This is a genomic window from Pseudoalteromonas sp. G5_S1_14_S5 (genome assembly GCF_054968605.1).
On record NZ_JBQKUM010000034.1, the window covers coordinates 21,626 to 42,066 of the forward strand.

At 44.0% G+C, this 20,441-nt stretch carries 16 protein-coding genes; 12 read left to right on the top strand and 4 right to left on the bottom strand.

What is annotated here, in order from left to right:
* Nucleotides 1-26 precede the first annotated feature (26 nt).
* Nucleotides 27-851: a DUF481 domain-containing protein gene (locus tag ACTRWI_RS11815; RefSeq protein ID WP_499131588.1), complete on the bottom strand. Its 825-nt coding sequence runs from the start codon at nucleotides 849-851 to the stop codon at nucleotides 27-29.
* 235 nt (nucleotides 852-1,086) lie between these two features.
* Between ACTRWI_RS11815 and ACTRWI_RS11820 the strand changes: the two genes are divergently transcribed.
* Genes ACTRWI_RS11820 through ACTRWI_RS11830 form a run of 3 tightly spaced genes read left to right on the top strand, consistent with a single transcriptional unit; the run spans nucleotide 1,087 to nucleotide 4,799 of the window.
* Entirely contained in the window at nucleotides 1,087-2,478 is a 1,392-nt protein-coding gene (locus tag ACTRWI_RS11820) for a replicative DNA helicase (protein WP_004741275.1), read from the top strand.
* 15 nt (nucleotides 2,479-2,493) lie between these two features.
* Nucleotides 2,494-3,570: an alanine racemase gene (gene alr / locus ACTRWI_RS11825; protein WP_499131632.1), complete on the top strand. Its 1,077-nt coding sequence runs from the start codon at nucleotides 2,494-2,496 to the stop codon at nucleotides 3,568-3,570.
* Nucleotides 3,571-3,590: 20 nt separating this feature from the next.
* Entirely contained in the window at nucleotides 3,591-4,799 is a 1,209-nt protein-coding gene (locus tag ACTRWI_RS11830; RefSeq protein WP_499131590.1) for a BamA/TamA family outer membrane protein, read from the top strand.
* 118 nt (nucleotides 4,800-4,917) lie between these two features.
* On the opposite strand, the gene ACTRWI_RS11835 is transcribed toward ACTRWI_RS11830, so the two are convergent.
* A complete protein-coding gene (locus tag ACTRWI_RS11835) occupies nucleotides 4,918-5,337 on the bottom strand; it encodes a secondary thiamine-phosphate synthase enzyme YjbQ (RefSeq protein ID WP_499131591.1) in 420 nt (139 codons plus the stop codon).
* A gap of 326 nt (nucleotides 5,338-5,663) precedes the next feature.
* Between ACTRWI_RS11835 and pgi the strand changes: the two genes are divergently transcribed.
* Nucleotides 5,664-7,316, top strand: coding sequence for a glucose-6-phosphate isomerase (pgi, locus tag ACTRWI_RS11840; RefSeq protein ID WP_499131593.1), 1,653 nt, complete (start codon nucleotides 5,664-5,666; stop codon nucleotides 7,314-7,316).
* Between the two features lie 141 nt (nucleotides 7,317-7,457).
* Here the strand turns inward: pgi and ACTRWI_RS11845 are convergent, their stop codons facing one another.
* A complete protein-coding gene (locus tag ACTRWI_RS11845) occupies nucleotides 7,458-7,919 on the bottom strand; it encodes a chemotaxis protein CheX (RefSeq protein WP_499131595.1) in 462 nt (153 codons plus the stop codon).
* 17 nt (nucleotides 7,920-7,936) lie between these two features.
* Nucleotides 7,937-8,395 carry a zinc uptake transcriptional repressor Zur gene (zur, locus tag ACTRWI_RS11850; protein ID WP_499131597.1) on the bottom strand — a complete coding sequence of 153 codons (459 nt, stop codon included), beginning with the start codon at nucleotides 8,393-8,395 and terminating at the stop codon, nucleotides 7,937-7,939.
* Between the two features lie 832 nt (nucleotides 8,396-9,227).
* On the opposite strand from zur, the gene ACTRWI_RS11855 reads away from it, so the two are divergent.
* The 8 genes from ACTRWI_RS11855 (at nucleotide 9,228) to ACTRWI_RS11890 (ending at nucleotide 20,251) form a co-directional block, all read left to right on the top strand.
* On the top strand, nucleotides 9,228-9,461 hold the full coding sequence (locus ACTRWI_RS11855; protein WP_499131599.1) for a hypothetical protein: 234 nt from the start codon (nucleotides 9,228-9,230) through the stop codon (nucleotides 9,459-9,461).
* A 1,194-nt stretch (nucleotides 9,462-10,655) separates the two neighbouring features.
* Nucleotides 10,656-11,003, top strand: a complete 348-nt coding sequence (locus ACTRWI_RS11860; RefSeq protein ID WP_032549883.1) for a hypothetical protein — start codon at nucleotides 10,656-10,658, stop codon at nucleotides 11,001-11,003.
* Between the two features lie 290 nt (nucleotides 11,004-11,293).
* Nucleotides 11,294-12,052 carry a hypothetical protein gene (locus tag ACTRWI_RS11865; protein WP_499131601.1) on the top strand — a complete coding sequence of 253 codons (759 nt, stop codon included), beginning with the start codon at nucleotides 11,294-11,296 and terminating at the stop codon, nucleotides 12,050-12,052.
* A gap of 22 nt (nucleotides 12,053-12,074) precedes the next feature.
* A complete protein-coding gene (locus ACTRWI_RS11870; protein WP_499131603.1) occupies nucleotides 12,075-12,419 on the top strand; it encodes a hypothetical protein in 345 nt (114 codons plus the stop codon).
* A 131-nt stretch (nucleotides 12,420-12,550) separates the two neighbouring features.
* Nucleotides 12,551-13,159 carry a hypothetical protein gene (locus tag ACTRWI_RS11875; RefSeq protein WP_499131605.1) on the top strand — a complete coding sequence of 203 codons (609 nt, stop codon included), beginning with the start codon at nucleotides 12,551-12,553 and terminating at the stop codon, nucleotides 13,157-13,159.
* Between the two features lie 440 nt (nucleotides 13,160-13,599).
* Nucleotides 13,600-15,642: a type I restriction-modification system subunit M gene (locus ACTRWI_RS11880; protein WP_499131607.1), complete on the top strand. Its 2,043-nt coding sequence runs from the start codon at nucleotides 13,600-13,602 to the stop codon at nucleotides 15,640-15,642.
* On the top strand, nucleotides 15,642-17,012 hold the full coding sequence (locus tag ACTRWI_RS11885) for a restriction endonuclease subunit S (RefSeq protein WP_499131608.1): 1,371 nt from the start codon (nucleotides 15,642-15,644) through the stop codon (nucleotides 17,010-17,012). Before ACTRWI_RS11880 ends, ACTRWI_RS11885 begins: the two co-directional genes overlap by 1 nt.
* Nucleotides 17,012-20,251 carry a type I restriction endonuclease subunit R gene (locus ACTRWI_RS11890; RefSeq protein WP_499131610.1) on the top strand — a complete coding sequence of 1,080 codons (3,240 nt, stop codon included), beginning with the start codon at nucleotides 17,012-17,014 and terminating at the stop codon, nucleotides 20,249-20,251. Before ACTRWI_RS11885 ends, ACTRWI_RS11890 begins: the two co-directional genes overlap by 1 nt.
* The last annotated feature ends 190 nt before the right edge of the window (nucleotides 20,252-20,441 follow it).

The following is a 20,441-nucleotide window of genomic DNA, read 5'->3' on the forward strand; positions in this document are numbered from 1 at the left end:
TGCCTCAAGCTATTTTATTGAGAGTGTTAGAATGTGAATAATAGGCTGATGGACATGACAGAGTCCTCTTGGCTTAATCCTTCCGGAACCTTGTCGTGGTATTGGCGAGAATGAGCAATTTTCAGTGCTATGTTGTCAGTAATATTATTGATTACTTCTAAATCGGTATCAAAATTCAAGTTACTGTGGCCAGACACCAATGTTATATCGGCTTTGAGTTGTAAGTTGGGTAAAACTTGCCATGACGTCTTAACGTTGCCACGGAAAATCGCTTCTTCAACGATCTCTGGAAAGATGATGTCATCATCGTCGATCTCATCGAGGTTTGGCTCTTGGTAACGGAAACCCGGGCCCACTTCGACTTCCAATACAAACTCTTCGGTATTCGAAAACTGGTAACCCAGACCGCTCGAAACGGTGTAGTCCTTAAAGTAAGCACTGTAGCGTGAATCGACGCCTTTGAAACTGCCGTAAAGATAGGTTTTAGGGCTTAACTTGTAGTCACTCTGAGCCGTGTAAGTCGATTGCCTTTTATCTTCTTCGCCATCTTTATAGAGGTTGTAGTATTTCCATTCGCCACTGGTTCTGTGGCGGCCAGCCGTGTATTCACCGTTTAGGCGTGCGTTTAGAGAGCGTGAATCGGAATTACCAGTATGCGACTGATATCCAAACTCAACTTCAGTTTTTAGTGGGCTTGGCAGCTCGGTGTCACTCGTACCACTTGGGGCGATATCCATATCTTTGTCTTCTGGTGCTGGTTCAACGACGATCGGCTCAGCAGTAGGTTCTGGTACTACTATCGAGTCGAGGATTGCATCAACATCGGTTTTAGCATCATCAGCTAAAGCCATCGGAGCGCTCAGGAGACCAGCGCTGAGAAGACCAGTGCTCAGAGCCAATAGTTTGGACACGCATACCTCAGTTATACAGTGAATGAATGGCGAGATCGTAATGCTAGCCTTGGTTAATTTCGTCAGCAATAAGTAAATTCTTCCTACATAATAAAACAAACTCATAGGAACGGATTACAAATGAGTGTTCTTGGGTATAATGAACGATCATTATTAGTTATTGAGTGTAGTCATAGTGGATACCAAAAGTCAGAAATCAGCCAAAGATCAGGTGGACGCCATTAAGGTCCCGCCACATTCATTAGAAGCTGAGCAATCTGTTATTGGCGGTTTGTTATTAGATAACGAACGCTGGGATACGGTTGCTGAAAAGGTTGTGGCCAAAGACTTTTATAGCCGTCCTCACCGTCTGATCTTTGAAGCGGTAAAAGATATCCTTGAAGAAAGCTCTCCTCTGGATCTTATTACACTCTCTGAACACTTAGAGCTGCGTGAGCAACTTGAAGAAGTGGGTGGCTTTGCCTACCTTGCTGACCTAGCTAAGAACACGCCAAGTGCGGCTAACATTAACGCTTATGCGGATATCGTCGCTCAGCGTGCATTAGTTCGTAGCCTGATTGGTGTGGCGAATGAGATTGCTGATTCTGGTTACGATCCACAAGGTCGTACATCAGAAGACCTGCTCGACCTTGCTGAGAGTAAAGTATTCGCGATTGCCGAAGGTCGTGCGAGTGAAAACGAAGGCCCGCAAAACGTAGATAGTATTCTTGAGAAGACGCTAGAGCGTATCGAAATCCTGTACAAAACTCCGCAAGACGGTGTGACAGGTGTTGATACTGGCTTTAATGACCTCAACAAGAAAACAGCAGGTCTACAAGGTTCTGATTTGATCATTGTGGCGGCACGTCCATCGATGGGTAAAACCACGTTTGCGATGAACTTGTGTGAAAACGCGGCGATGAAACAAGACAAGCCAGTGCTTATCTTCTCGCTAGAGATGCCAGGCGAACAGCTGATGATGCGTATGCTTGCATCCCTGTCTCGCGTGGACCAAACCAAAATTCGTACCGGTCAACTTGATGACGAAGACTGGGCTCGTATCTCTTCGACCATGGGTATCCTCATGGATAAGAAGAACATGTACATTGATGACAGCTCAGGCCTAACGCCAACCGAAGTTCGTTCTCGTGCGCGTCGTATTGCTCGTGAACATGATGGTCTTTCAATGATCATGATCGACTACCTTCAACTGATGCGTGTACCTTCACTGTCTGATAACCGTACCCTTGAGATCGCCGAGATTTCACGCTCCCTTAAAGCGCTAGCAAAAGAGTTGAACGTTCCAGTTGTGGCACTTTCTCAGCTTAACCGTTCCCTAGAGCAACGTGCCGATAAGCGCCCTGTTAACTCGGACCTGCGTGAATCGGGCTCGATTGAGCAAGATGCCGACTTAATCATGTTTATCTACCGTGATGAAGTGTATAACCCAGACAGCTCACTGAAGGGCATCGCTGAAATCATTATCGGTAAGCAACGTAACGGCCCGATCGGTTCGGTTCGTCTGACATTCCAAGGGCAACACTCCCGTTTCGATAACTATGCAGGTCCTGCATTTGATGACGAGTAATCGCTAATGACGTATATGAAAGCAGCGACCGCGAGCATTGACTTAAATGCGCTTGAGCACAATCTAAGCCAAATAAAATCGAAAGCCCCGCAGTGCAAAGTGATGTCTGTTGTCAAAGCCAATGGCTATGGTCACGGCTTACTGCAAATTGCTAAGCACTCTAAAAGCTCAGATGCGTTTGGTGTGGCGCGTATTGAGGAAGCACTGCAGCTGCGCGCTGGTGGTATTGTGAAACCTATTTTGTTGCTCGAAGGCTTTTACTCTTCGGGTGATTTACCGATTCTTGTCACCAATAACATTCAAACGGTGGTGCATTGTGAAGAGCAATTAAGCGCGCTAGAGAATGCCGACCTAGAAACGCCGGTTGTGGTGTGGCTAAAAGTCGATAGCGGTATGCACCGTTTGGGTGTTCGTCCAGAGCAATACCAAGATTTCGTTGAGCGTTTGCATCAATGTGCGAATGTAGCTAAGCCTCTTCGTTACATGAGCCACTTTGGTTGCGCTGATGAGCTGGATCGAACGACTACGGTAGAGCAGACTGAGCTGTTTTTGTCTCTTACTGATGGTTGTGAAGGGGAGCGCTCACTGGCAGCTTCTGCTGGTTTGTTGGCTTGGCCTGATAGTCACCTTGATTGGGTACGCCCTGGTATCATCTCTTATGGTGTATCGCCGTTTATTAATAAAACAGCAAAAGAGCTTGGCTTTATGCCAGTGATGACCCTTACCTCGCACCTGATTGCCGTTCGTGATGTAAAAGCGGGTGAAAGCGTGGGCTATGGTGCTAACTGGACCAGTGAGCGTGACACCAAAGTGGGTGTTATCGCGATTGGTTACGGTGATGGCTATCCTCGAACTGCGCCTAACGGTACACCTGTGTTTGTAAATGGACGAAAAGTGCCTATTGCAGGCCGAGTCTCTATGGATATGTTGACGGTCGACCTTGGGCCGGACGCTCAAGATAAAGTCGGTGATGAAGCCACACTTTGGGGTAAAGAGTTACCTTCAGAGGAAGTCGCAGAACATATCGGCACGATCGCTTACGAGTTGGTTACCAAGCTTACCTCGCGTGTAGCGATGGAATATGTGAAGTAGCTATGGACTCAGTACAGTAAATGATGTTCAAGCGAACCACTCGACACTTAGTGATGTCAGCAATGGCATTACTCGGTGTGAGCTTTTCTTCTTCAGCCCTGAGTGAAGAAAAAGACTCTGCCTTTGTCCCTTTTTACTTCAGCACTGAAACCATGGGTAATACCTTTGGACTTGCTGGTGTCGCAAAGGGTGTTTGGCAGCCTCAAGCCGCTCTATTTGGTATGGCACTGTATTCAGATAAAGACAGCTACGTCGGTTTCCTATCCGCTTTTAACTTTGCACTGTCTGAGAACGTACTGTTCAGTACTCAGATGTATCAAGCTCGCTTTAACGAAAACCCTTATTACATTGGCTCTCAAGGCGATAACGATTCATCGATTGATGACAAAACTATTGCCGATGGCTTAGAAGAAAACTATCAGTTTGAGTTTAAGTATCTGCTGCCATGGGGCAATGTTGCTGAGCATGGTTTGTTGGGTGTGTTTCAACCTATCAAAGATGTGCGCTTTGCCTCACCAGTCGAGTCGGGGGTCAGCTCGATTATTTTTACGCCTTTTTATACTTCTCGAGAGTTAGAAGGTTTAAATAATAATGAAGAGGCGACAGGCTTTAGTTTAGCGTTTGATTGGGAGAACCGTGATAGCACACGCAACCCAACCAAAGGCTCTCATACCAATCTTGAGTTCACTACTGGCGCTGAAAGTTGGTCTAACGACGACTTATGGCTGAAGTGGACATTTCAAAATAGTCAGTACTTTGCTTTAGGCCCGTTGGGTGATGTGTTTGATGAGCAAGTCTTAGCATTTGATTTCTATACTGCAGATACACCGACTTGGGATAACTGCACAGGGCAGGATTGCGCTCGACCTCCAGAGGCGGAACAAGCTCGATTAGGTGGCTTATACCGCTTAAGAGGCTATACCGGAGGACGTTATCATGGACGTTCTGCAGTCCATTACTCGGCGGAGTATAGGGTGATTCCAGATTGGCAACCACTGGACGATATTCCACTGATTAATTACTACGACTTACCTTGGTGGCAGTGGGTTGCATTTGCCGAAGTCGGGCGCGTTGCCGATGAGTACGATATCAAAACACTGCATACCGATATGAAGTGGAGCTTGGGCGGCGCGGTTCGCTTCCAAGTCGAAGGTATTGTGGTTCGTGCTGAATTGGCGCGAGGCGGTGATGAAGGGACCTTTAGGGTTATGATAAACCAGCCCTTCTAAAGCTTTTTGCCTATAGTAGGCCAAATACTATTTTTATAAGAGTGGTTGTGGAAATACACCACTCTTTTTTTATTAAGAAGGCATTGCTTTTATCAAGAAGGTCTAGCTTTTAAGCAGCCTACTCCCCCTGAATCGTAGCAACCACAGTGCGGCTACCACCGTAGTCTCGGTGCTCCCCTAAGTAAATACCCTGCCATGTTCCTAAAGCTAAACGACCATTGGTGATAGGGATTGTCACACTGTTGCCAAGTGTTGATGCTTTAATGTGAGCAGGCATATCATCATCACCTTCATAAGTATGCTTGTAGTAGGGCGCTCGTTCGGGCACAAACTTGTTGAAGTGTGACTCCATATCTCTACGGACGGTCGGATCGGCGTTTTCATTGAGCGTTAAGCTGGCAGAAGTATGCTGAATAAATAGATGTAATAAACCAACAGATAGAGAGTTTATCTCGTGTATCTGTTGTTCAATTTCATCAGTAATGAGATGAAATCCACGCTTTTGTGCGTTTAGGTGTATGGTCTTCTGAATCCACATACGCCATCCTTTATAATGTATTTGGAAAAAAAATGGTTTGAGGCTATCTTTTGAACTTGAATTTATCAGGTCTCGCTCACATTTAATTATCTTAGAGCCAGAGTCTGTACCGATTCCTATCTCAGGAAATCTAATCCTGATTTATCTCAAGGTACAGCTCTTCATATACGGCATAATACGTCGTGAAAAAAAATTACAAAGAATCTTTCAGTGGTGACGCGGTTTGGTCATCACAGAAAAATATAAACTTTCGCCTAATCGGGGGTTCTATTCATCACCCAGGTGACGTTTAGAATAAAACCTAAAGTAACATCGGGATAGATACCATGTTGAAAAATATCAACCCAACGCAAACACAAGCGTGGAAAGCTCTAACCGCTCATTTCGAGTCTGCTCAAGATATGGATATGAAAGAGCTTTTTGCTCAAGATGCAAAACGTTTCGAGAGCTTTTCTACTCGTTTCGGTTCAGACATCTTAGTCGATTACTCTAAGAACCTAATCGATGCAGAAACGATGCAGCACCTATTCGCTCTTGCAAACGAGACTGAAGTTAAGTCTGCAATTGAAGCGATGTTCAGCGGTGAGGCAATCAACAAGACTGAAGGCCGTTCAGTACTTCACACTGCACTGCGTAACCGTAGCGACAAGCCTGTAATGGTTGATGGCAAAGATGTAATGCCAGCCGTTAACGCTGTACTAGCAAAAATGGAACTGTTCACACACCGCATCGTTTCTGGTGAGTGGAAAGGTTACACAGGTAAAGAGATCACTGATGTTGTGAACATCGGTATCGGCGGTTCAGATCTTGGCCCATACATGGTGACTGAAGCACTAACGCCATACAAAACTCGCCTAAACATGCACTTCGTTTCGAACGTAGATGGTACGCACATCGTTGAGACGCTTAAGTCTCTGAACCCAGAAACAACGCTATTCCTAGTAGCATCAAAGACATTCACGACTCAAGAAACAATGACGAACGCACACTCTGCTCGTGATTGGTTCCTAGCAGAAGCCGGTGATGAAGCGCACGTAGCTAAGCACTTCGCTGCACTATCGACTAACTCGACTGCAGTCGCTGAGTTTGGTATCGATACTGACAACATGTTCGAATTCTGGGACTGGGTTGGTGGTCGTTACTCACTATGGTCTGCGATCGGTCTTTCTATTTCTCTTTCTGTAGGCTTCGATAACTTCGTTGAGCTACTAGAAGGTGCTCACGAGATGGATAACCACTTTGCTTCAACTGAGTTTGAAAGCAACATTCCGGTAATCCTTGCGCTTATCGGTATTTGGTACAATAACTTCCACGGCGCAGAGTCAGAAGCGATTCTACCTTACGACCAGTACATGCACCGTTTTGCGGCTTACTTCCAGCAAGGTAATATGGAATCAAACGGTAAGTTTGTAGACCGTGAAGGTAACCCAGTAGAGTACCAAACAGGTCCTATCATCTGGGGTGAACCAGGTACAAACGGCCAACATGCTTTCTACCAACTGATTCACCAAGGCACTAAACTGATCCCATCAGACTTCATCGCGCCTGCTATCAGTCACAACCCAGCATCTGATCACCACCAGAAGCTAATGTCTAACTTCTTTGCTCAAACTGAAGCACTAGCATTCGGTAAAACAAAAGAAACGGTAGAGGCTGAATTCCTAGCGGCTGGCAAAACTGCAGAAGAAGTCGCTGAACTCGTACCTTTCAAAGTGTTTGAAGGTAACCGCCCAACGAACTCTATTCTTGTTAAGCAAATGACACCTCGCTCTCTGGGTAAACTAATCGCGATGTACGAGCACAAGATCTTCGTTCAAGGTGTTATCTGGAACATCTTCAGCTTCGACCAGTGGGGTGTAGAACTTGGTAAGCAACTAGCAAACCAAATTCTTCCAGAGCTTGCTGATGACGCAGAAGTGACATCTCATGACAGCTCAACGAACGGTCTAATCAACGCATTCAAAGCGCTTAAAGCTTAATTGAGTTGATAGCATTAAAGTAAACGCCAACCTCAGGGTTGGCGTTTTTGTATCTGTAGAGTAAGCAATGGTTGAATTGCAGGTAATAAAAAAGGCTGACGTATCGATGCCAGCCTTCTAAATATTTTGCAGCAGTTACTTCTATTCGAAACAGATCTCGATGAAGGCATTACCCCACTGAGATGAGAAAGGCATGATGATGATTGCGCCTTCGCATTTGTGGCGAATAGTGTGGCCTTTACCAGAAACCACCATAGGTGTTGCCATGTCGAAGTCGAAGCCGCTTTCCGCAAGAATACGTTTTGCACCACCCGTTACCATGTTGGTGATCTCACCAACCATGTCGGTTACCTCTTCGTTCAAACCGTTTGGTCGCTCACCAAGCATGTTTTCCATGATTTGCAGAGCCAGACCTTCATCAAAGGTAATCGACATTGAACCACGTGACTGTGGAGCAACCATACCGATTAAACCAGAGACATCACCACGAGCGATTTCATCTTTCTTAATTCTTGGTTTTTGTGGCTTCAATTCTAGCGAAGCCATCGTTTTTAGAACGTTCATCAAAGAAGCTAAAAACGGGTTTACAAATTCAGCGCGCATAATGTTCTTCTATAATCTTATTCTTTCATATCGGAGGAGCAAGACTGGCAAATGCCATGCGATTCAATGACGTGGTTGGTCAATTGAAAGCCATGCTTCTCAGCGTTACTCGCGAGCAGAGTAACAAGGGAATCGTCTTGTAGTTCTATCACTGTGCCACATTTATCGCAGATCAGTAGTTGGGAGAAATGTTTATTGGCATTACAAGAACAGCAGCATATAAAGCTGTTGGTTGACTCAACTCTGTGAATGAAACCTTGCTCCAACAAGAAATCCAAAGCGCGATATACGGTAGGTGGCTTGGCTTGCGGCTCACTGACTTTCAATTGCTCTAATAATTCATAAGCACTAGAGGCTTTATTATTAGAGAGGATGAGCTCAAACACTCGCTTTCTTTGAGGCGTTAATCTAACACCACGCGATGCGCATATCCCTTCAACTTGCTCTATTAATGTGTGGTCCAAATTCTTCACCATTCAATCGGACATCCTTAAACAAACCCTATTTTCAGGTTATTTCGGTTAAGGAGCCATTGATTTCTATTAAAGTCAGGTACAGAGCGTATTGTGACCCACGATTTTGAATAAGACAAGGTAACTCAAAATGACATTGTGACTCAAGGCATAACTGATTAGTGAAGCTGAATTAGAGATCTGGTGAATGTTTTTTAACAATCTTCTCATTTGTGAGAGTGCGGAATACATTACTTTAGTATGAAAAAGGTACTCTTTGCATTATTGTTTCTACTGTGCTTGTCGCATGCAAAAAATTCAGACTATATTGTAGGCGCGGGGTTAAGTGCTGATAACAACCATATACTAGGGTCAAGTAAAGAAACCTATGTGTTGAGAGGCGGGGTTATCACGAACGATGCTCACCGATTTTTAGGAACCTATACATATTCGAATGAGAGCAAGTTATCGAAATATCTTGGCTCATACGATTATATGTATGGTGTAGGGGCGAGTGGTAGGTTAAATACTTTCATTGGCTTAAGTGCGGGTTATAAAAACACCAAAACATCAATACGCTCAGCGGCAAGGGGGCTTACGTGGCCGGAGGGCAGGTTGGGGTGAACTACTTATTCACACAGTCTTTATCTACGGAATTAGGTTATCGAGTATTGAATGGCAGTATGCAAGAAGATGAGTCGATGAACGATGAACGATGAATTGTATCTGACACTCTACTACCGATTCTAGATTTTTCGCCGCTGGTGGCGATGATTTTTAATGTGAGAAATCGGCCTTCCGATTTCTCTCCCCTTATCTCGTGGTGATTGGCAATGAATCACAGCGAAAGGCCTTATTGGCAACCATTCCGGACTTACAACATCGACATCGCCCCATCCTCTTATTTGACCAACCATCGACCAAAAAGGGTTTAGCGTTACTTGGCGCGGGAGCGGCTTTGGTAGCTGGTTACCCTGAATTTATCACCGCGAGCGTATCGGCAGACGGTGTTCAATTCGGTGGCCTTATTGGCGCAAGTGATCCAATAGTATTTGGCCTATGGGAAACCCTACGCAATGAGTTCAAGTAAATGGCAGAGTATCGCTGAAAGTCTGCACTAACACTTCGTGAGTTGAGCGGGAAAAGCATACAAATGAGAATGCTGAATTCACGAATGTCGGTGAATGGAATTCGAGTTTTGCCATTTGGCCGGAAAGACTCACGTTGTTCTAATCCAAGCTTTAAGAGTTTCAGTTCTTTAGAAGTTGGGCGACGTGTTCGTTTCTGGCTTTTACCGACTAATCTCATATCATATCAATGAGTACGGGTACAGCTTCATCAAATATCTGGTGATTGGTGTCGATGTTGAAGACTGGCTTAGATTTTTTCATGACGGAACCTAGGTAAGCAATGTCATGATAAATCGTTGCAGGCTTTGCCCCTGCGCCCCTTCGATTTGTGCAGTGTTCGATTAGGTCGCTAGTTCTTAGCTGATTACTCTCAACTTTAGCGATGTCACAATCCCCCAAGTATCTTAATCACATAGCGTTTGTGCGGCCTGTATTATCCCGAAGGTCACGTTCTGCCATGAATAAATCGAGGAGTACCTAAAGGGGTACTGATTTTGGCTGATTGAGTCCCCCTTTTGCCTCTAGTTCAGCGATCCTTTTTTCCCTAAAGCTTTAGCGAGTGCTTTCTTTTTAGTGTTTTGCTTTCCCTGTGTATAATGCGCGAATTCTTTTTAACGATGATTGTTACCTTGAACCTTTGTTCACCGCTTTTTAGCTTTCTGGTCTCGATGGTATAACTTGCTATTGTCCAGCTCTTAAAGGGGTACTTAAGGGGTACTATAGGAAGTAATTCCGATTAATTCTAGGTAATTTGCTGTATTTTTGTACAGTGTTAATTGAGGCTGAATCATGACAAACACTAATAAAACCAGTAAATACGCTAGTAACCGACTTTCTGTTGCACCTATGCTCGATATGTGCAACTGCTGAACATAACATTATAAATCATGGCTTTAAGATTGAGTCGACACTCTGGGGGACATTTGAGGGATAAAAAACTCTCAAATTTGAAACAGCCAACCTCATCATACAGTAGGATCTTTTTAGGGGACAATTCTCTTTTAATCTTTTTATATTAGAGTAGCCTTATCCACATCACCCACATCACCCACATCACCCACATCACCTTTCAGCCAGTAGTGACGACAGCGTGAAGTGCAGTTGCAAATAAAAATTTGTGCACTTAGAAAAAAAATGTACGCTTAAATAAAACTATGAGCGACAACCATTTTGTATTTACGAAACGACTTCTCGTTGCGTGTGAATTTCATAAATTTGAAAACTTTAAAGTCATGACATGGGAAGCTGTCATCGAGCAATGCATAGAGAAAGGCTACCTAGATCAGCAAGATATACGACAAAAAAGTAAAGAATTTCAGTTTCTAGAAAGGGTTTTTAATAGAGACTTCCCTGCGATGATTCTAGCTGCACCAACTATAAAGCCATTGAGAGATATTGACGACTTCTCTCGGTTGAAAAAAGAGTCTCAAGAGTTGGCTGAGTCAATAGTGCAAGACGCAGCTCAAGTGCTGATGGGTAAGCAAATTGAACTACCATTTTAAATGGTAGAGTTGGGGTCGCAGGGTCTCCCCGCAAGATGGCAAACAGCACGAAGCAACTTGTTGCTAGGTTTGCCTATCTTGACTGCTGCATGTTTAGAGTAAGATTTTGAAACCATTGACTTTATTTGTATCATTACAATAAAGAGATGCTAAAAAACTGGACAGTCATAACAGAGTCAGCAAAGTGTGTGCTTGCTAGAGAGAGATATCTGAACGACGTAAAGCACAAGAACCACCGCAATACAGAAGCAATTTTGAATCTATATGGCAGCGAGGACACATCGCTGAACATGATAAGAAATTGCGACAAATACTCTCTTCGTCAAGCGCACAAACGCAAAGGCGGCCGCCCACCCAAGGCTGCAATTGAACTGGTTTGTACTCTCCCCAAAGGCATTCGCCCCAACAACCAAGAATGGCGTAAGATACTCAACATCATTATGCGCAACCTTGCCTGCTCTCTTGATGTCACTGGCAGGGACTTAGCTCAGATCACGAGAGCGGTAGTACATCAACAGGATCAATCTCAAGAGATGCGAGGTTCTGGCGACCATTTACATTTACTACTGGGCAAATTTACTAATGATTTAGTATATCTGCGAGACCTACAGAGAAAGTCTACAACGAGGCTTGTCAAGAAAGCTTTCAATACTGCGATACTTGAGGTGATGAATATTGATCATCGAAGTTACAAGCCACAAAAAAGTTATCGCGGTCAAGCCAAAAGGCGTGCACCTCAATGGGTGGTTAAAGCCGCTCGCCGTAATCAAGAAATTGACGATAAAGCGAATGAAACAACGCAGCGATTAATGAAGCTGATGAGTCAGGCAACTAAGTGGTTAGAAGCATTCAAGTCAGAAGACTCTAGGCAAATGAATCGACAATACAACCGTATGAAAAAAGAACTTAACTTGGTCGACACCCTAGATGCCTCTGTGGAAGATAAAGAGTTGTCGGTAATGTTAAAAACACTGTTGGAGAAAGTCGATAACAAGAGAAGTGGCGACGGTGAAAGCGAGCTGAAAAAAAGTTTGCGTCGTCTTTTTTAAATTTCTACAGTTAAGAAAAATGATGACTAAACTCATACACTTTCCTTATTGCTACCGCCTAGCAATTGTTGAAATAGCTGAAAAGAATCTACGGCAGCGATACAAAGAAAACGATTTATCATTTGAATATGTGTCATTCACCATGATGGTCACCCCTCTGCTAGAAAGGTTAGGCATCAAAGCCGAAGGGGAATTAAACTTTGGCTTTAGCGATGGCAGCGCTAAAAGAGTCGCTGCCTTAGTTGGTGAAATACTTTGGAATGATATGAGAGAGAATCGAGTTCACTATATCTTTTCTGAACAAATTAATAAGGTGCATTCGTGCCCTTTCCAACTTTCTAGCCAGAGGAAGTCTTTGCTTGAGTGATGAATGGATAGGGAGTTGTATTATCACAATAGTCAATTGATCTAACTTTAAAATAAACTAGATAAAAAATGAAAAACTTCTTTAATTTAAGTAGTATAGGTTGCTGATTCTGAATAAATTTTTAACAAATAATGAAAAAACTACTTAATTTTGCAAAGACATTTCCGTACTTTACAACAATGTTTCTAGTGGCGTTGTTCGCAGTGGGTAAAAACACCTTCCATATTATTGAAGCCCCCTATGCATTAGCGCATCTAGGTGGGTACTTTAGTGATGGATACCTTGATAGAGGCGCGTACTTTAAATCTCCATACACTTTTTTTTCTGCAATGACAGGTCGCGATGAACTAGGGTTTCTGATCGTGATGTCTATTGTTCTTGCGATTATCTTCCCTTTAGTGCGCTTTATCGCTAAAAAGGTAATGAAGACAACTTACGCTCTTTCTGTACCAAAACGACTAGCTCTATGGGTTCTGGAAATCGTTCCAGCAGGTGCAATCTTAATTACTTATATTGCAGCTGTAATCTTCCCTCGTACCGTGATGATTGAAAACCATCAAGCTATCCACAGCACAGATTACCGCGTGGGTGACACAGCTGTTTTCATAGATTTCACCATGGGCTCTATCTATGTAATGGTTCAGGCTCTACTACTGCTAATCCCTGCGATGCTTGCTCACAAGTTCTTTACTAAAGACATTAAGTCAGCTTCTCAGCTAGAGACAGAAGCGTCAGCGTAATAATTCGCTTACGATATTACCGAAAGGTCAGCTTAATAAGCTGACCTTTTTTAAGTTTAAATGTAGTTTGTAGTTGCACGGTTATAGTTTTCCAGAACGTTACCGAACCACGCTCACACAAAGCCTTATTGTACTCTTCCCAGTTAGTTATCTTCTTTTTTGCTTACCCATGCCACTACCTCTCTAATCATCACAAAAGATCAGATCGCGCAGGACTTGGGAAAGGTTCAACTGATTTAGCCATCAAAGCCGAAGGGGAGTTAAACTCTGGCTGTAGCGATGACACCGCCAAAAGAGTCGCTGCCTTAGTTGCTAAAATACTTTGGAATGATATGAGGGCGAATAATTTTCGTTACCTCTCCCCCCCGATTAGATCACATCAATATTTGATTTTTCAGATATAATCAGCACAAATTTTCATATTCAATGTGCTGATTATAATGACTAACAACAACTTCTCTTCAACAGCCGCATTCCTGTGGTCGGTGGCTGACCTCCTACGTGGTGACTTTAAGCAATCTCAATACGGTCGTATCATCCTACCGTTCACACTACTAAGACGCCTAGAGTGTGTATTAGAAGAAACCAAGCCAGAAGTGATTGCTAAGTTTGAAGCAGTAAAAGCAATGCCAGTAGAAGCGCAAGAAAAGCTTTTAACGCACACGGCAAAGCTAAGCTTCTACAACACCTCTAAGATGGACTTAAACCGCCTTGGTGAAACAGGTGTCGCAAGCAACCTAGAGAGTTACATTCAGTCATTCAGCCCTAACGCTCGTGAAATCTTCGAGCACTTCGATTTTTTCAACACCATCGACAAGCTTGAAGAAGCAGACCTACTCTACAAAGTCGCTAAGCAGTTCGCTAAAACAGACCTACACCCAAACACCATCAGTAACTACGGCATGGGTTTAGTGTTTGAAGAGCTAATCAGACGCTTTGCAGAAAGCTCAAACGAAACAGCGGGTGAGCACTTTACCCCAAGAGACATCGTTCGCCTGACCACATCATTGGTATTCAGCGATGATGATGAAGTGCTAACCCAATCTGGCTTAGTGCGCTCTATCTATGACCCAACAGCGGGTACAGGCGGCTTCCTATCTTCGGGTATGGAGTATGTGCACGAGCTAAACGAAAAGGCATCACTGTCAGCATTTGGTCAAGAGCTTAACCCAGAGTCTTACGCTATCTGTAAAGCAGACATGCTTATCAAAGGGCAGAAAGTCGATAACATTAAGCTAGGTAATACCCTATCGAACGACCAACTGCGTACCGAGAAGTTTGACTACATGCTGTCAAACCCGCCATTCGGTGTGGATTGGAAGAAGATTCAAAAGCACATTAACGATGAACATAAAGAGAAAGGTTTTGAGGGGCGCTTTGGTGCGGGTCTACCTCGTGTCTCTGATGGCTCACTGCTGTTCTTGATGCACCTTGTTAGCAAAATGCGACCACAGCATGAAGGTGGCTCTCGTATTGGTATCATCCTTAACGGCTCGCCATTGTTTACAGGTGGTGCAGGCAGCGGTGAGAGTGAGATTCGTCGTTACATCCTAGAGAACGACCTACTTGAAGCGATTGTCGCTCTACCTACCGATATGTTCTACAACACGGGTATCGCTACCTATGTCTGGATTCTATCAAGCCATAAGCTAGAACACCGTAAAGGTAAGGTTCAGCTAATCAACGCATCAAAAGAGCGCGCAAAAGCGGGTGGTCGAGGTCGCAGCGGTGGTGCTGAAGTTGAGGGTCATGATGAGCACGTATTCTACTCTGCAATGCGTAAGTCACTTGGCAGTAAGCGTAAAGAACTAACCGAAGAGAGCATCGAGACTATCGTAAAAACCTACGGTCAATTTGCTGAGAACGGCTTTAGTAAGCTATTTGACTACAAAGAGTTTGGCTACCGCAGAATCACGGTTGAACGTCCACTGCAATTGGCTATCTATCCAAAAGATGAAGCTCGCCTAGAAGCCCTACAAGCCGATAAAGCATGGGCGAAGCTAGATGAAGCACTACAACAAGCGGTTCTTGATGCGCTAGCCTCTTTTGATGAAGAGAAGCTGCTATCTCGTGACATCTTCAACAACGCCCTAAAAGCATACTTAGCTCCAGCGAAGCTAAGCGCAGCACAGCTAAAACTTATCGTGAAACACCTTGGCGAGCACGATGATGCAGCCGAAGTATGCAAGACCAAAGGCAAGGTAGAAGCCAACCCAGAACTACGTGATAACGAGAACGTGCCACTAACGGAAACCGTTGAGGATTACTTTGCTCGTGAAGTATTACCACACGTTCCAGACGCTTGGATTGATGAAAGTAAAACCGATGAAAAAGATGGCGAAGTGGGTATTGTCGGCTATGAGATCCCATTTAACCGCCACTTCTATGTGTACGAGCCACCAAGAGCATTAGAAGCGATTGATGCAGATTTGGATGCAGTATCGGCTGATATTATGCAGTTGCTTCAAGAGGTGCATTCGTAATGGTTGGGCGTTATAAAGCTTATTCAGAGTACAAAGATTCAGGTGTCGTATGGGTTGGTGATATTCCTAGTGATTGGTCGATGTGGAAACTATCACATGCATTTAATGAAATTGGATCAGGAACAACGCCACCAACAAGTAATGAAGAATGGTTCAAAGGTGACATTCCGTGGATTACTACAGGGGAACTTCGAGAGAAAGTAATTACAGATACCAAAAAGAAGCTGTCTGAAGATACTTTAAAATCCTTTCCCACACTAAGGAAATACCCAGTAGGCTCTATAGCTATTGCCATGTATGGTGCAACGATTGGTCGACTAGGCATCTTTGGTGTAGAAGCAACAACAAACCAAGCTTGCTGTGTAATGACTGCTTCTAAGCAATTAGAAAACAAATACCTTTTCTATTGGTTATGGGCATTCAAAGAGGAGATCATTCAGCTGTCCTCTGGAGGTGGTCAACCAAATATTAATCAAGAGAAAGTTGCATCATTAAAAGTTTCTGCACCAGTAAAAAGCGAACAACAAAAAATCGCCAACTTCCTCGATCACGAAACAGCCAAGATCGACACCTTAATCACCAAGCAAGAAAAGCTGATTGAGCTGTTAAAAGAAAAGCGCCAAGCGGTAATTTCTCACGCTGTAACCAAAGGACTTAATCCACAAGCACCTATGAAAGATTCTGGTGTGGAATGGTTGGGTGAAGTGCCAGAGCATTGGGTTGTTTCCCCTATCAAGCATTTCATAAGTGACCGAAAAGGGGCTGTAAAAGTAGGTCCTTTTGGTAGCCACTTGAAGAATACGGATATGTTGGGTGAAGATGTAAAGGTAATAGCTCAAAAAAACGTAATATCAAAAGATATTAGAGTGGGAGAAGCATTTATATCTTGGGAAAAGTACGAAGAATTAAAAGCTTTCACTATAGAAAAGGGCGACTTGCTTATCACTACTCGAGGCACACTTGGACGTACCTTTATTTACGATACCGATACATTGGGTATTCTGCATCCTTGTCTAATCCGTTTGCAGTGTAATGAAAACAAGATTATGCCTGATCTGTTAGCTTTGATTATTGAACGCAGTGGGTACGCTATGGAGCAGATTCTTGTTTCAAGTAATTCCACCACGATAGAAGTTATCTACTCAGAGTCATTGATAAATACAATCATTACGTTACCAGCATCTTTGTCTGAACAGTGTGAACTATTTGATTATATAGAAAATCAAGATGCTAAATTTTCAAACCTTATTACTAGCGCAGAGCGCTCTATCGAGCTAATGAAAGAACGCAAAACAGCCCTTATATCAGCAGCAGTAACAGGCAAGATTGACGTGCGTCACTTCACCTTGAAAGACGGGGAGGTTAACTAATGTCAGATGCAGCACAGGAAAAGGTATTTCAAAATGACATCCTTGACCAAATGCAATCTCACGGTTGGCTGGTGGGTGAGTCAAACAAGTACAACAAAGAGCTAGCCTTATACCCTGAAGACGTCATTGCCTTTGCTAAGCAATCGCAACCTGAACAATGGGATAAGCTAGCCAAGCACTACCCAGAGACAGACCGAAACCCAACCGCTACAGCAGACGCACTACTAAAGTCACTAGAGCGAGAGCTAAAAAGCAAAGGCACGCTATGGGTTCTGCGTAACCAAGTGAAAGATCGCGGCGCGAAGTTTAGCCTTTGTAGCTTTAAGCCTGACCATGACTTAAACCCAGATGCTACCGCTCGTTATGAGCAAAACATTTTGCGTGTTGTACCTGAGCTGGTGTACTCACCGCATACAACTCCAGAATTTAAGGGGGATAAGGTTGCTAAAAGGTACAGAATTGACTTAACGCTATTCGTTAATGGTATTCCTATCGCTACCTGTGAGCTGAAATCTGAATTTAAGCAGTCGATTGATAATGCCAAAGTTCAGTACATGAAAGACAGGCAGCCAAAAGATCCAATAACCAATAAACCAGAGCCACTATTAACCTTTAAACGTGGTGCATTGGTTCACTTTGCTGTTAGCCAATACAACGTGGCAATGACTACTCGCCTCAATGGTAAAAGTACGTTCTTCTTGCCGTTTGACCAAGGTACGGCTGATGGTGGTGCAGGCAACGACCAACCAGAGAACGAGAGCGAATACGCTACCGCTTACCTTTGGAATGAGATCTTCCAGAAAGACAATCTATTACTGATTCTTGGTCGCTATATTCACCTCGAAGTGAAAGATGAAGAGCAACTAGACGGCTCAATCAAAACCAAAGAAACCATGATATTCCCTCGTTATCACCAGTGGGCGGTAGTATCAAAGCTACTGAACACGGTAGATATGGAGGGAACAGGTAATAAATATCTGATTCAGCACAGTGCTGGCTCGGGTAAATCTAACTCGATTGCTTGGTTATCCCACCAACTGGCATCAAAGCATTACTACACCGATCACCCAGAGCTAAGCAAGCAAACAGGTGATAAGGTGTTTGACTCGGTGATTGTTATCACTGACCGAACGGTACTGGATAGCCAACTGCAAGACACCATCTATCAGTTTGATCATAACGAGGGCATGATTGCTCGTGTGAACAGAGAAGAGGCACAAGGCAGTAAATCTAGCCAATTAGCAGGAGAGCTAAAGGCAAGCACCTCAATCATCATCGTCACCATTCAAACATTCCCTCATGTGCTTGAAGCTATTCGCAAAGACTCAACACTTGCAGGTCGTAGCTATGCGGTAATTGCCGATGAAGCGCACTCAAGCCAAACAGGCACAACCGCTCGTAAGCTGCGTGAAGTGCTTATGGCTGAGCAACTAGAGGGAGATGAAGAGCTTGATAGTGAAGATATGCTGCGCCTGTCTCTTGAAGCTCGTAAAGGCTCAAATAAGATCAGCTACTTTGCTTTCACAGCAACACCAAAAGGTAAGACGCTAGAGTTATTTGGTCGCCCTGAAGACCCAGACGCACCATTAAGCGATGACAACAAGCCATTGCCATTCCATGTTTACTCGATGCGCCAAGCGATTGAAGAGGGTTTCATTCTCGATGTTCTGCAAAACTACACCAGTTATCGAGTTGCCTACCAATTAGCACACGACAACCCAGCGTCAGACCAAGAGGTAGACAGCAAGAAAGCCGCAACCAAGATGGCGAAGTGGGTTCGTTTGCACCCGCATAATATCGCCCAGAAAGTGGAAACCATCATTGAACACTTCAATAGCAAGATTAAGCACTTGTTAGGTGGTGAGGCAAAAGCGATGGTTGTCACCAGTAGTCGTTTAGAGGCGGTGCGTTATAAGCTTGCCTTTGAAAAGTATGTCGAGAGTAAAGGCTATGAGAACGTGAATGCGATGGTGGCGTTCTCTGGTGAGGTGAATGACCCAGATTTACCTGAAGAGCAGTTCACAGAAAAGACCATGAACCCTAAGCTCAATGGTCGTGACATGCGTAAAGCATTTGATACCGCTGACTATCAAGTAATGTTGGTGGCAAACAAGTTTCAGACGGGTTTTGACCAACCTAAACTAGTGGCAATGTATGTTGATAAACCACTAAAAGGCGTTGAATGTATCCAGACACTTTCACGCCTAAACCGAACCTGTAAGGGCAAAGATAAGACATTCGTTCTCGATTTTGTGAACGACCCAGAAGAGATCTTGAATGAGTTTAAGGTTTACTTCCAAACCGCTGAGCTAGCTGGCGTATCTGATCCAAACATTGTTTATGACCTAATGAACAAGCTTGCGGAAGCGGGTATCTACCAGTGGATCGAGGTTGAGTCTTTCGTTGAAGCCTACAACAGTAAACAAACGAACCAAGCAAAACTTGCTAATCTTTGTAAGCCAGCTGTTGACCGCTTTACGATCCGCTACAAAGAAGCCACGCAAGTTCTTCAATCGGCACAAGCTGAGCTGTCAAAAGCCAAGATTGAGAAGAACGACAAAGCGATTAAGTATTGCGAGAACAGTGTTAAGAATGCCAAAGAGGCACGAGACATTCTTGAGGTATTTAAGAAAGACCTAATCTCGTTCTACCGCTACTACGAATTCACCTCACAGATCGTAGACTTCGATGACTTTGAGCTAGAAAAGCTAAGTGTATTCGCTAAGCACCTACACCCATTACTTCGCCTAGATGTTGTCGAGGATGATGTAGACCTGTCAGATGTTGTAATGACGCATTACCGCCTACATGAGCAGCGTGAAGCAGACTTGCAACTAGGGTACAAAGTTGGTGAAGAACAGAAACATTATCTTGCTCCAACCAAGGAGGGCTCAGGCGCAACACCGAAAGACCCCAAAACCGAGCTACTTAACGAAATCATCGAACGCATGAATGGCTTGTTTATCGAAGACGGGCTATCAGAGAACGATATGCTCAACTACGCAAACACCATCATGGGTAAGGTCGCTGAAAATGAAGTAGCAATGGATCAGGTGAAGAACAATACCAAAGAACAAGCGATGTTAGGTCAGTTCCCTGAAGCAATTCAAACAGCCATTATTGAGAGTATGGAAACCCATAATGAGATGGCGATGAAAGCACTGTCTGAGGAGTTGGTTTCTAAAGGTATTGCGAGCTTGGTGTTTGATATGCTGGTGCGTGGCGGGGCAAAGCAATAGAACTCAACCTCGTTTTTTGATGCTGTAAACGCAGTTTGCAGATCAAGAAGCGAGGCTCTGCGAATGCAGAATTGTACTTAATACCATCAATGTGTGGAATATGTGGGGGATGTGGACATACCTACTATTTACTCTGATTTAGTTCATTCATAGACCGCACTATACCTGTGCGGTTTTTTTAAGATAAGCA